The sequence below is a fragment of the Litorivivens lipolytica genome, from assembly GCF_014191715.1.
Classification (GTDB): Bacteria; Pseudomonadota; Gammaproteobacteria; order Pseudomonadales; family Spongiibacteraceae; genus Litorivivens; species Litorivivens lipolytica.
In genome coordinates, this window is sequence record NZ_JACHWY010000001.1 from 879,478 (window position 1) to 892,907 (window position 13,430).

At 56.7% G+C, this 13,430-nt stretch carries 10 protein-coding genes; 6 read left to right on the plus strand and 4 right to left on the minus strand.

Annotation, left to right across the window (positions count from 1 at the left end):
• Positions 1–12: 12 nt before the first annotated feature.
• The gene (pyk, locus tag FHR99_RS04095) at positions 13–1,443 is read right to left on the minus strand and encodes a pyruvate kinase (RefSeq protein ID WP_183409266.1); all 1,431 of its coding nucleotides are present in this window, start codon (positions 1,441–1,443) and stop codon (positions 13–15) included.
• A gap of 152 nt (positions 1,444–1,595) precedes the next feature.
• On the opposite strand from pyk, the gene FHR99_RS04100 reads away from it, so the two are divergent.
• The 4 genes from FHR99_RS04100 to FHR99_RS04115 all read left to right on the plus strand — a co-directional run bounded on the left by FHR99_RS04100 (position 1,596) and on the right by FHR99_RS04115 (position 6,245).
• Positions 1,596–3,563: a pyrroloquinoline quinone-dependent dehydrogenase gene (locus FHR99_RS04100; protein WP_246386452.1), complete on the plus strand. Its 1,968-nt coding sequence runs from the start codon at positions 1,596–1,598 to the stop codon at positions 3,561–3,563.
• 21 nt (positions 3,564–3,584) lie between these two features.
• Complete coding sequence (locus tag FHR99_RS04105; RefSeq protein ID WP_183409267.1) at positions 3,585–4,214, plus strand: acyltransferase; 630 nt, start codon at positions 3,585–3,587, stop codon at positions 4,212–4,214.
• Between the two features lie 5 nt (positions 4,215–4,219).
• Entirely contained in the window at positions 4,220–4,597 is a 378-nt protein-coding gene (locus tag FHR99_RS04110; protein WP_183409268.1) for a DUF2237 family protein, read from the plus strand.
• A 94-nt stretch (positions 4,598–4,691) separates the two neighbouring features.
• Complete coding sequence (locus FHR99_RS04115; protein ID WP_183409269.1) at positions 4,692–6,245, plus strand: acyl-CoA synthetase; 1,554 nt, start codon at positions 4,692–4,694, stop codon at positions 6,243–6,245.
• A gap of 34 nt (positions 6,246–6,279) precedes the next feature.
• Here FHR99_RS04115 and FHR99_RS04120 read toward each other — a convergent pair whose 3' ends face one another.
• The 3 genes from FHR99_RS04120 to FHR99_RS04130 form a co-directional block, all read right to left on the minus strand.
• On the minus strand, positions 6,280–7,032 hold the full coding sequence (locus FHR99_RS04120) for a hypothetical protein (protein ID WP_183409270.1): 753 nt from the start codon (positions 7,030–7,032) through the stop codon (positions 6,280–6,282).
• Positions 7,033–7,130: 98 nt separating this feature from the next.
• Positions 7,131–8,090 (minus strand): oxygen-dependent tRNA uridine(34) hydroxylase TrhO, encoded by a 960-nt coding sequence (trhO, locus tag FHR99_RS04125; protein WP_183410132.1) that lies wholly within the window; start codon positions 8,088–8,090, stop codon positions 7,131–7,133.
• 5 nt (positions 8,091–8,095) lie between these two features.
• On the minus strand, positions 8,096–8,425 hold the full coding sequence (locus FHR99_RS04130) for a BolA family protein (RefSeq protein WP_183409271.1): 330 nt from the start codon (positions 8,423–8,425) through the stop codon (positions 8,096–8,098).
• 171 nt (positions 8,426–8,596) lie between these two features.
• Between FHR99_RS04130 and FHR99_RS04135 the strand changes: the two genes are divergently transcribed.
• Together FHR99_RS04135 and FHR99_RS04140 are read left to right on the plus strand one after the other, a co-directional pair.
• Positions 8,597–10,744, plus strand: coding sequence for a PQQ-dependent dehydrogenase, methanol/ethanol family (locus tag FHR99_RS04135; RefSeq protein ID WP_183409272.1), 2,148 nt, complete (start codon positions 8,597–8,599; stop codon positions 10,742–10,744).
• A 115-nt stretch (positions 10,745–10,859) separates the two neighbouring features.
• On the plus strand, positions 10,860–13,427 hold the full coding sequence (locus FHR99_RS04140; protein ID WP_183409273.1) for an MMPL family transporter: 2,568 nt from the start codon (positions 10,860–10,862) through the stop codon (positions 13,425–13,427).
• Positions 13,428–13,430 lie beyond the last annotated feature (3 nt).

Consider the following 13,430-nt stretch of genomic DNA (forward strand, 5'->3'; position numbering starts at 1 on the left):
CCGCGATAGTGTTCAGACCGTAATTATTTTAAGGGTGTTGGTATATCCGCCTACGCCCACATTATCGCCGTGGGTAAAGACTACGGTATCGCCACTGTTCACCAGGCCCTTGTCGCGCAGGTGGGCGATAACCCCCTCAATCATTTCTTCCTTGGCGAAGGTAGACGTGTCCAGATAGACCGGTCTAACACCGCGATAGAGGCAGACCCGGTTGCAGGTGGTCTGATGACTGCTCACTGCAAATATCGGCAGCCCTGAACTGATCCGGGACATCAGCAGCGGCGTGCGCCCCGATTCGGTCAGCGCGATCAAGGCTTTCACACCCTGCAAATGGTTCGCGGAATACATCGCGCCCATGGCGATGGCTTCTTCGGCGCTGGTAAATTCGCGATCCATGCGATGACCGGAACGGCGAATCGATGGCGACTGCTCGGCTCCGACGCAAGTGCTGGCCATGGCTTCAACGGTCTCGACAGGATATTCCCCTGCCGCCGTTTCCGCCGATAGCATCACGGCATCGGTGCCATCCAGCACCGCATTCGCCACATCAAAAACCTCGGCGCGGGTCGGCAGCGGGTTGGAAATCATGGATTCCATCATCTGGGTCGCGGTTATCACCACCCGGTTGAGCTGCCGCGCCCGCTTGATCATCAACTTCTGGTAAGCGATCAGATTGGCATCGCCAATCTCTACACCTAGATCGCCGCGGGCCACCATGATGCCGTCACAGGCTTCAATCAACGCGTCGAGCGTTGCGTTGTCAGCCACCGCTTCCGCACGTTCAACCTTGCCAATGACCTCCGCAATACAGCCCGCCTTGTTGAGTTCCCGCCGGGCATATTCAATATCCGCCGCATTGCTGGGAAAGGAAATGGCGACATAGTCCAGCGCCAGTTCTGCAGCGACCTTGACGTCCTCCAGATCCTTGCTGGTCAAGGCCGGTGCCGACAAGCCACCGCCAAGTTTATTGATCCCCTTCCGCGATTTCAGGCGGCCACTGCTTTCAGAACGGGTATAAACCTTCGAGCCCTCAACCGATTCCACCACCAGCCGAAAACGACCATCGTCCAGCAGTAAAATATCGCCGGCCTCTACGCTTTCGGCCAGCGGCTGGTAGTCGACACCGATATGCCCCTCATTACCTTCGCTGTCGGCCATCGCCGTATCAAGAATCAGCTTCTGGCCCTTTTTCAGCTGAATGCTGTCGCCGGGCAGTTTGCGCAGGCGAATCTTCGGCCCCTGCAAATCACCTAACAGCGCCACGTGCTGCCCGGCCTGTTCGGCCAACTCGCGAATGCGGAGCGCGCGCTGGCGCTGCTCGTCGGCATTGCCGTGGGAAAAGTTGAGGCGAAACACATTTACACCGGCTCGGATCAACGCTTGAAGAATGTCCGGACTGTCGGAGGCGGGACCCACGGTAGCGACAATTTTAGTTCTGCGCATAAGGTTGTTTGCTTATCTCTGCTCTTTTACATGTGCGTTCATTATCACTGAGTTTTCATTAAAAATCAGTGGCACGCGCTCAATACCTTTTGTTTTGGTAATTCAATCCACCGGCGGCTGTTGCTATGCTCGTTTCAGCTTCCGGAGGCTCCATGAATCATATGACACTGAATACCCAAGCTCTGCTGACCCTGTTGCTGTGCTGTCTGCTCAGCGGCTGCTGGGCCAGTACCTCGCCTGAACCCGCAGCGCACAGCGCGGCAGAAGGATTGACTGCCGAATGGCCGACCTATGGCGGTCCGGGCAGCGACCGATTCAGCCCACTCAACGAGATTAATATCGAAAACGTGCAGGATCTCGAAATTGCCTGGCGCCATGATTCCGGCGACAAGAGCGATGGCAGCGGAGACTGGTCGTTTACCAGCCTGCAGGTCACGCCCATCGCAGTCAACGACACCCTGTATTACTGCACCCCCTTTGGTCGCGTATTCGCACTCAATCCGGCTACCGGTGAAGAACGCTGGGTGTTCGACCCGGAAATAAAGAACACCTCCGGTGGCTACTATCCTGCCCTCTGTCGCGGCGTCAGCTACTGGGAAGGCGATGCTCAGGACAGTTGTGATAAGCGCATTGTCTACGGCACCCGCGATGCTGAATTGATCGCGCTCGATGCCGACACCGGGCAACCCTGCCCGGGCTTTGGCAAGGCTGGCCGAGTTGCGCTGCGCGAAGGTATTTCTGAGCACGAGACCTGGGAGTACTACCCAACCTCGCCGCCGGTGATTATCGACGACAAAGCCGTCATCGGCGCGCTGGTGGTGGATAACCTGCGAACCGGTGCGCCCTCGGGCGTGGTTCGCGCCTTTGATATCCGCACTGGCGAACTGGCCTGGGCCTGGGACCCGGTCAGCGAGGATTACAAAGCCCGACATCAAGACCAGCATGGCGCCACTCGCTACCACCAGGGCACCCCCAATGTTTGGGCCCCGATGTCGGCGGATCACGACCTGAATCTGGTGCTGATTCCGACCGGCAATCCGTCACCCGACTTGTACGGTGGCGAGCGCGACGGCATCGACGAATATGGATCATCAGTCGTTGCTCTGGATGCCCGCAGCGGTCGCTACCGCTGGCATTTTCAAACCGTCCATCACGACGTCTGGGATTTTGACGTGGCCGCACAGCCCACACTGTTTCAAATACCCGGTGTAGGTCAGGGGCGACGTGGTATTGCACAGGGCACTAAAACCGGCATGGTCTTTCTGCTCGACCGGGAAACCGGCAAACCACTCTACCCCGTTGAAGAGCGCCCGGTTCCACAGAACGGCGTGCCAGGTGAGAAGCTGTCGCCGACACAACCCTTTGCCACCCATCCAGCGCCGCTGCACTTCACCGCACCGCTGACAGAGGAGAATGTGGAAGGGCTGTTTGGCTTCGGTAAAAGCGCCTGTCAGGAGCTGATCAGGCAATACCGCTCTGAAGGCATATTCACGCCCCCTTCGCTGGAGGGCTCAGTGCTGTATCCCGCCAATATGGGCGGCATTAACTGGGGCAGCGTCGCCATCAATCCGGGCAATGGCCTGATGTTCGTCAACCAGATGCACTTCGCCACCGTGGTCCAACTGATTCCGCGACAAGAGTACGACGCCGAACCGAGGGACGGTGTTTACCCACTGGAATACTTTGAGATGAAAGGCACCCCCTACGGCGCACTCCGCACGCCGCTGGTATCCAACTGGGGCGCACCCTGTGTGCCCAAACCCTGGGGCAGTTTTACCGCTGTCGACCTGAAAAGCGGCGAAATAAAATGGCGAATCCCGCTCGGCACAACGCGGGATTTAGCGCCCTTTCCTCTCTGGTTTAATACTGGTGTTCCCAATGTCGGAGGTGCTCTGGCCACCGCCGGTGATCTGGTATTTATCGGCGCGACGACCGACCGCTACCTTCGCGCCTTCGACCAACACACGGGGGAGGAAGTCTGGCGTCAGAGTCTACCCTTTACCGCCAATGCCACCCCGATGACCTACCAGATAAACGGCCGGCAATATCTGGTGGTTGCGGCAGGTGGTCACGGCTGGTCTGAGCCAGGCGATGCGCTGATCGCCTTTGCGTTGCCGTAACCCGCACATTCTGGAGTCTTTATGGCCAAGGTCTATTCGTTGGAAGGGGTTATCCCCGTGGTTCACCCCAGCAGTTTCGTTCACCCCGAAGCTGTGCTTATTGGCGATGTCAGGATTGGCAAGCATTGCTTTATCGGACCCTTCGCCTGCCTGCGTGGTGACTTTGGCACGGTAGAAGTCCATGACGGCGCAAATATTCAGGATCACTGCATGCTGCACTCCTTCCCGGAGAAGTCCGTCGTTGTCGAAAGCTACGGCCATATCGGCCACGGCGCCGTATTGCACGGTTGCCGAGTCGGCCGGAATGCCCTGGTCGGTATCAATGCGACCGTAATGGATGATGTCACCGTGGGTGAAGAAGCCTTTGTCGGTGGCAATGCCTTTGTGAAAGCGGGTTTCACCATCCCGCGTCGCAGTCTGGTATCCGGTGTCCCCGCCCGGATTATCCGCGAACTTTCAGACGACGAAGTCCACTGGAAGACAGACGGCACCGAGGTCTACAAGGAGCTGGTGTTACGCTATCGGAAAAGCTTTACCCCAGCAGAACCGCTGACCGAACTGGAAGAGAATCGACCGCGACTACAGTGTGATCGCAGCACCTCGATCGCACTCCACGAGCGCAAGGCCAACACGCAACCGAAGGAGGAATAACCCACATGGATAGAGAAGAGTCTCTGAACGTATTTGGCGAACCCTTGCTTCCTTGCAGCACCGACCCGGTCACAGGTTTTTTTCGCGATGGCTGCTGCAACACCAGCGAGCTTGACGTGGGCTCCCATACCGTCTGCGTCGAAGTCAGCCAAGACTTTCTCGAGTATTCGCGCTTTCGTGGGAACGATTTGTCCACGCCGGCGCCGGATTTCGGCTTCCCCGGCTTAAACCCCGGCGATCGCTGGTGTCTGTGCGCAGCCCGCTGGCTGGAAGCCTATCAACAAGACATGGCCCCACGAGTTTATTTAACCCGCACCCACCAAAAAGCGCTGGAAACGGTGCCGCTATCGATTTTGAGACAATTTGCCGCTGACCTGAATTGATACTCTAACTCGCCGCTTGCGGCGATGGAGCCCTTCTCGGTCAATGCTATAGTCCAGCCATCACGATATTGTTCTGGAAGGGAGATTGCGATACATGTCTGAATTGGGATTCTGGGCCTTCGCCCAAAAAGATCCTTCTCCGTTGGCGCTAGTAGCACCCGATGGCAACAAGTACACACGGGGCGACCTGCTAGCCAAAGCCAATCAGGTAGTGCACGGCCTGCGCGAGCTTGGTCTGGAGCGCGGCGATGCGGTCGCCATGATGTTGCCCAACTGCGTAGAGTTCTATTACATCTATCTGGCGGCCACCCAGGCGGGCTTCTACATGGTGCCCATCAACTGGCACCTCGCCGGACCTGAAGTCGCCTACATTCTGGAAGACTGTGAAGCAAAAGCCTTCGTCAGTGATCAACGCGTTGCCAAAGCCGCCAGCACTGCTGCCGAGGCTGCGGGTTTCGACACCAGCCGCGCCTTTGCCGTAGGCGACATTCCCGGGTTCCGTTCGTTTGATGAGCTGGTGAACGGTCAGCCCGACACCCTGCCTGAAAACCGTAGCGCCGGTCAGATCATGAATTACACCTCAGGCACGACCGGTAAACCCAAGGGCGTAAAACGCCCCCTGCCCGACATGGCGCCGGAAGACCTCTACGGCATGATGGCCATGTTCCTCATGCTGTTCGGCATTCAACCCGAAGACAACAATGTGCACTTCTGCGGCTCCCCGCTCTACCACACCGCAGTGCTGCAGTTTTCAGGCAACTCATTGCATATGGGGCACGCCGTGGTACTCGTTGAAAAATGGGACCCTGAGCAAACCCTGAAGCTAATTGAAGAGTACAAGGTTACTACCAGCCATATGGTACCGACCCAGTTTATCCGCATGCTGAAGTTGCCCGAAGAGGTACGCAGCCGATACGACGTCTCTTCGACGCGCCACATGATTCACGCTGCTGCACCCTGTCCACCCGATATCAAGCGCCAAATGCTCGACTGGTGGGGCAACAGTATTTACGAATACTACGCCGGTACCGAAGGCGGCGGCACACTGTGCACGCCGGAAGGCTGGCTGGCACATCCGGGCTCGGTGGGCTCGGCCTGGTACGGCAGTGAAGTCAAAATATACGACGACGAAGGCAATGAGCTAGGCCCCAACCAGACGGGTACCATCTACATGAAGCTGATGGACAATAGCGATTTCGAATACAAAGGCGACACTGAAAAGACCAAAAAGAATCGCATCGGTAACTTTTTCACCCTCGGCGATATCGGTCACCTCGACGAAGACGGTTACCTCTACCTGAGCGATCGCAAAATCGACATGATTATTTCCGGTGGTGCCAACATCTATCCCGCCGAAATCGAGAACGTGTTGATCCTGCATGACAAGGTCAACGACTGCGCCGTCTTTGGTGTTCCCAACGAAGACTGGGGCGAAGAAATCAAAGCCGTGGTGCAGCCGATTGAGGGTGTTGAACCTTCAGACGCGTTGACGGAGGAGCTGATGACGTTTCTCGAAGAGCGTCTCGCCCGAATGAAACTGCCTCGCAGTATAGATTACCAGGCCGAACTGCCGCGCGACCCGAATGGCAAGCTCTACAAGCGTCGCCTGCGCGATCCGTACTGGGAAGGTCATACCCGGAAGGTATAAAGCAACAGCCCGGCATTTGCCGGGCTGTTTGTTTTCAGGGTTCGAGCCAGGGACTGATGCCCATTCCCTCAATATAAATTCTACGGCTGATTTCACCGTTGCTCAGTACAAAGCGTCTAAAGGAGCGCCCCTCTTCCGTTGCAATAAATCGCGGCGACAGCAAGGCGGCACCGCGACCGATGTCGGCAAAGGTATGAGCGATGACGAGCTTGTTCTTCAACTGTGGGGACAACCGCTGAATGGCGACCGGCGCGCTCGATAAAGCATCGATCTTCCCTTCCAGCAAAGCCATCGTCGCAGCGATATGATTGCGAAATGGCACCAGTGTGGCACTGGCAGGAACAACCGAATGGAACTCCATGTCAGCAGCGCGAATGCCCGGAATCACGCCGACACGACCGATCTTTGTTAAAGGCTGCCCCATCAGCGTATAGAGGTGAATCGGCTGCTCGGTAATGGCCACCAAGCGATAGCCGCAGTCGCGCTCGATTTCACGCATTGCGGCACTGTAGCTGCCCATAATCACATCGTAGTGCTGTTGCAGACAGCGCCGACCCAGCAACTCAAAGTTATTGCTGTAATAGATCGAGTAGCCCCGCTCTATCTGCCTGAAGGCTTCGTCAAAGAAGGGTTTAAAGTGAGTTGCAGTGTGACGCGAGCCGAAAATGGACTGAACCCAAAGTTGCACCGGCTCCTGAGCCTGAACAGGCGTCACGGCGAACTGGCAGGCCAACACCAAGCCGCAGAAAATCCGCCGAAAATGCCCCCAGTTGCAGTCTGACAACACCAATGTCGCACGATCTCAGGCTAGTTAAAGTCATACCAGTATAGGCCCTGCAGAGCCGCTGGCCATACTGGTAAACCGAGACACGCAAAATACGGGATTCAGCCCGCTTCGTCAGCTTTTCTCAATTGGCGGGCTGGTGGCGGCGCGCCGATATGGGCTTCCTTGCGCTGCTTGGCGAGTTCAACCTGCTTCTGGCGCTCACGGAACCGCTTTTTCTGGTCGTCTGTCAGCTCGTCGAAGCAGTGCGGACAGGCAACGCCCTTCTCATAAAATTCACTCTGCTTGTCTTCGTCACTGATCGGGCGACGACAGCCGTGGCATTGATCGAAGCTACCGGCCGAAAGATCGTGCTTCACCGTCACCCGGTTATCAAACACAAAGCACTCGCCTTGCCACAAGCTCTGCTCTTCCGGCACTTCTTCGAGATACTTCAGAATGCCGCCTTCGAGATGGTAAACCTCTTCAAAGCCCTGCTGCTTCATATACGACGACGCTTTCTCACAGCGGATACCACCGGTGCAGAACATGGCGACCTTTTTGTGTTTCCCGGGGTCGACGTTTTGGCTCACGTAGTCCGGAAACTCGCGAAAGGTTTTGGTGTGGGGATCAACCGCGCCCTTGAAGGTACCAATTTCGACCTCGTAATCATTGCGGGTATCGATCAGCAGAACCTCGGGGTCGGAGATCAGCGCGTTCCAGTCCGAGGGTTTAACATAGGTGCCAACCACATCGTTGGGATCAATCCCCTCAACGCCCATGGTGACAATCTCTTTTTTGAGTTTGACCTTCATGCGGTAAAACGGCTGCGCGCTGTCGTAGGATTCCTTCCAGGACAAAGCGGCCATACGCTCATCGGAGCGCAGCCATGCGATTACCGCATCAATCCCTTCGCGGGAACCGGCGATGGTGCCGTTAATGCCCTCATGAGCCAGCAGCAAGGTTCCTCGAACACCGTGCCGAGTGCAAACCTCCAGCAAGGGTTCGCGCAACGCTTCAAAATCATCCAGCGTGACAAAGCGGTAGAGGGCCGCCACAACCACAGACTTGTCGTCAGACATCTCGGTCACTGCCCCTTTCCCTCGCGCTTGCTGCCACCGAGGCAGTCCGGTGAATCCGGCGACTGTTCGGCTCTCTCCTGCCACTCCTGCGGAGAATAGGTATGCAGGGCCAGGGCGTGCACCGGACCAGCCAGCTCATCTTTCAGAACGCCATAAACGGCCTGATGGCGGGCGACTTTACGCATACCCTCAAACTGCTCGGCCACGGCAACCACCTTGAAATGGGTTTCCGAATTGGGCGGCACCGAATGCATATGGCTTTCGTTGACCACCTGCAGGTGGCTGGGTGCCAGTGCCTGAGTGAGTTTCTGTTCGATGGTCTGTTGTACTTGCATGTCACGCTACAGCTCAAAAAATGGGCCCACATTATACCGGTTTGGCGCGGCTGCTGTCCTGCCCGCTGCCCTCGCCTCACATTCACCCACCGACTAACTGAATAGTAATTCACTATCCGGGCGGATAGTGAGAAGCTTCAGATTACCCTTGTGACAAGAAAAACTGAAATCATGCGACCGATCATTGGATTAGCCCTCATAGCCTCCGTTTTACAGGCCTTCGCCGGCCCGGTATCGCCCGAACGCTTGCTCAACGCCGAAGCCGACAATGCAAATTGGCTCAGTCACGGTCGCAGCTACCGAGAACAGCGCTACTCCCCGCTGGATCAGATCAATAGCGCTAACGCCGAACAGCTTGGGCTGGCCTGGTATTTTGAAACGGACACCCATCTAGGGCTTGAGACGACGCCACTGGTCATCGATGGCGTACTGTATTTTACCGGGGCCTGGAGCACTGCCTACGCGGTTGATGCCCGGACCGGTGCATTGCTTTGGAAATACGACCCCGAAGTACCGAGAGAGAAAAGCATTACCGCCTGCTGTGGTGTAGTTAATCGCGGTCTGGCCGCCTGGGAAGACAAACTGTATCTGGGAACGGTTGACGGTCGCCTGATCGCCATCGATCAGGAAAGTGGAAAGCCAGTATGGAGCACCCGCACCACCGACCCGACAAAAGCCTATTCCATTACCGGCGCACCGCGCGTTGCCAAGGGCCTCGTCTTTATCGGTAACGGCGGCAGCGAATTCGGTACCCGCGGTTATGTCAGTGCCTACGACGCCAACACCGGCGAAATGCGCTGGCGCTGGCACACCATTCCCGGCAACCCGGCCGAGGGCTTTGAGAATGAGGCCATGGAGAAAGCCGCAGCAACCTGGAACGGCGAATGGTGGCAGTATGGCGGCGGCGGCACGGTGTGGGATGCCATTGTCTACGATCCGGAACTTGACCAACTTTACCTCGGTGTCGGGAACGGCGCCCCTCACAACCGACGCATCCGCAGCCCCGGTGGCGGCGACAACCTCTACCTCAGCTCCGTGGTTGCGCTTGACCCCGATACCGGCGACTACCTCTGGCACTATCAGGAAGTTCCCGCTGACAACTGGGATTACACTGCCTCACAACAGATCACTCTGGCCGATATCACCTGGCAGGGAGAAGCGCGCAAAGTCATCGTGCACGCCCCCAAAGCGGGTTTCGTTTACCTGATCGACCGGCACGATGGCACACTGCTTTCCGCAGAGCCCTTCACCACGGTAACCTGGGCCAGCCACTACGATATGAGCACCGGTCGCCCGGTGGAGGTCGAGGGTCAGGACTACGACGGCGAACCAGCGATGGTTTATCCGTCTGCCATCGGCGGCCACAACTGGCAACCCATGGCCTACAACCCTGAATCCAAAATGCTGTACATCCCCGAGCTGGACATGGGCATGCTGTTCGATGAGATCAAGGCCCCGGACTACAAACACCTAAAGCGGCATTTCAACACTGGCTACAAACTCAGTCAGGATGCCCTGCCGCAACCGGTTACTCAGGGGATTCTGAAACATTTCCCCAAATCCCATCTGCTCGCCTGGGATGTGGAAAAAGCCGAGATTGCCTGGAAGCTGCCCCACCCCTATATCCACAATGGCGGCGTCTTGGCTACCGGCGGCAATCTGGTCTTTCAGGGCACCTCCGACGGCCGCTTTCTGGCTGTGAGTGCAGACAAAGGGGAAATCCTCTGGTCCTTTGACGCCCAGAACAGCATTTTGCCGGGCCCTGTAACCTACACGGTCGATGGCGAGCAATATGTTGCCGTGGGCGTGGGTCGCGGCGGCGCCCTTACCATGAACACCGGCAAGAGCTACCCCACCGAAAACCCCAACAACCGCATCATGGCCTTCAAACTCCAAGGCTCGGCAACGCTGCCTCCAGCACCCGAGCCAGAACGCCCTCTACCGCCTCCGCGCACGCAGGCCAGTGAGGCTGAGATCGAGGAAGGTCGCAAGCTGTTTGATCGCTTCTGTGCGCGCTGCCACGGCGCAACGGCGGTGGGCGACGGCTCAATTCCCGATATGCGCTACCTTGCCCCCATCTGGCATGAAAACTTCGAGGCGGTGGTGTTAAACGGGCTGATGGAGCAGGCCGGCATGCCGCGCTTTGACGATGTGCTTAACGCCAAACAGGTGGCCAACATTCATGCCTACGTGATTGAACGGGCGCACGAGGATCACGCCCTGCGCCAGCAGACTGGCTGGTGGGCGGAGCTGAAGGCCAAGGCTACGGATCTGACAACGCGGGTGATGGCCTGGTTTATTCGTCTCACCACCAGTTGAGCAAGGCCTCGCGACTTAAAAGAAGTTAATCTGAATTTCACGACCAGACGGTTGCAGACCAACTGGTCGGTTTGTACACTGCTGCCAACCTTTCACGACTTATGGGGAGTCGTCTGTGCAGCAGTTGCTGTTTCGCCTGAATCATCTCTTCGAGCGCCTGCCCGGCGCCCTTCTACCCTACCGCTGGCTGAGCCTGATCCTCTTTGTTGCAATCGCAACACTGATGATGACCGGGCTGGTTCGCCACTTTGCGGTCAACATGTCACCGGAAGTCTGGTTTGAAGATGAAGCGGGGCCGCTGGAAATCCGCAATGCCTTCAGGCGTCAGTTTGGCAGCGATGAAAGCGTGTTTATCGTCTACCGACCTCAGTCAGGCGATGTGTTTTCGGAAGAGGCCCTGCGCACCCTCGAAAAACTGCATACCACGCTGACCCAACTAAGCGAGGGGGCCGATGCCGGAGAACTCGGGCGCATCGTCGATATCGACAGCCTTTACAACGCCCGCTATCAGATCGCTCAAGGCGACACCCTGATCTCAAAAAAGCTTATTGGCGCTGACTTCCCTGAAACAGAGAGTGAACGAGAACGCCGTCGCGCCATCGCCGAAAGTCAGGACAGCTTTGAGCGGATGTTCTACTCCGACGATTTTCAGTACGGGGGCATCCGGATCAAAACGGATTTTGGTGTGGTGCCCGTTGAAAGTGAGCTGAGCGAAAGCGCCACACAAACCGACAACCTGTTAGCCGATGATGGTTTCGGCTTTGGCCTGGAAACCTCCCTGGAGGTTGATGCCAGCGCCGAGGTTGCTGAAGTCGAATTTGCCAGCGTACAGCTCGACGAGTACGCGCGTTTTATGAACGCGGTTCGAGAGATTACTCAAGACCCCGCATTTTCAGACTTCGAATTTCATTACGTGGGCAATCCCGCGACCATGGATTTCGTGATGAACGCCGTGATCGAGGCTGGCGGTTTGCTAACCGCCATGGTGGCGTTGGTCGTGATTTTGCTTTGGGTGCTATTCCGCTCTCTCAGCGCGGTAATCTGGCCCCTGCTCATCGTCTACACCTCAGCGATCTGGGCCATCGGCACCGGGGCATGGCTCGGCATGACCTACACCACCATGCTGGCATTGACCTTTATGCTGGTACTGGCCGTCGGCATTGCCAGCTGCATTCACGTACTGAGTGCCTATACCCTATTCACCCGCGAGGGCAAGGATCACCACCGGGCGCTCGCGCTGGCCTATCGCAAAACCGGCATTCCGATTTTGTTGACCTCCGTTACCACCATGATCGGCATGCTGGCACTGACCTTGACCGACATGCCCATCATCACAACCTTCGGTATCACGTCCGCGCTGGCGGTAGGTTTTTCCTTTCTGCTGATTTTCCTGTTTTTGCCCATCTTGCTGGATATCTGGCACCCGAAAATCCAGACGGAAGGTAAATCTGAGAGCGACGGCAAAAAGCCTCTGATTGACCTGCAACCCATGCTGGCCTGGATTGCCGACTTTACCGAACGACGTGCCAAAGCCATTGTAGTCAGCTATGTCGCCGTATTCGCCCTGCTTATTTACGGCGCCTTTGGTCTCAGCATCGACACGAATTTTTCCAAGCTCGCCCGCGAAGGTACTCCCTTGCAGAGCGCGTTAGAGCTGGTCGACAAAGACATGATGGGCGGCATGGATCTAGAGGTTTTCCTCGACTTTAATCAGGCAGATGCCCTGCAGGACCCAGCGGTACTCAAAGCCATTAACGAGCTTCAGAACCTGATCTCCGAAAAGCATCAGGGCAAGGTCATCAAAACCTTTTCGCTGGCCGATATTGTCGAAGACACGAATCAGGTAATGAATGGCGACGACCCGGCCTACCATCGTCTGCCGGACGATCCGCGCATGACCGCGCAATTATTGTATCTGTTCAACAACGCCAACCCTGACGATCGGCGCGATATGGTCAGCGACGATTACAGCAAGAGTCATATCTCCTTCATGTTGAAAAACGGTGGCACCAACGAGTACACCCCGTTTTTCAATCAGCTGGATCGAGATATCGAACAGATTTTTGCGCCACTGCGCAGCACCTACCCGGACATGAGTCTTGAAGTCACCGGCACCTTTCACATGATGATGAACCTAATGGATCATGTGGCTTGGACACAGGTGAAGAGCTTCAGCTTTGCTCTTTTCATCATCACCCTGTTGATGATGGTAACTCTAGGCTCCTATCAAGCCGGCCTAATCTCGATGATCCCCAACTTGTTGCCTGCGGTGTTTACCTTTGGAGTGATGGGCGCTTTGGGCATTCCGCTTGACACTGACACCCTGATTGTTGCGCCTATTATTATTGGGATTGCGGTCGACGACACCATTCACTTCCTCACCCACTACCGCTACACCTGGATTGAACACGGCGATGTCGGCATTGCCGTGCGCAAGACGCTGCGCGAAGTGGGTCAGGCGGTTGCCTTTACCAGTCTGATTCTCGGCCTCGGTTTTGGCGTACTCGGTTTTGCCGGCTACCTCGGTCTGGCCAAGCCCGGCATCTTTGGCGGCCTGGCGATTCTGGTTGCCCTGTTGTCAGATTTACTGTTCCTGCCTGCCCTGATGCACTGGCTCAAACCGGATATGGGACGGCGCAAGGTTTTGGAAAATAACGCACCTGCTCCAAGCAAACTCACTTAAAAG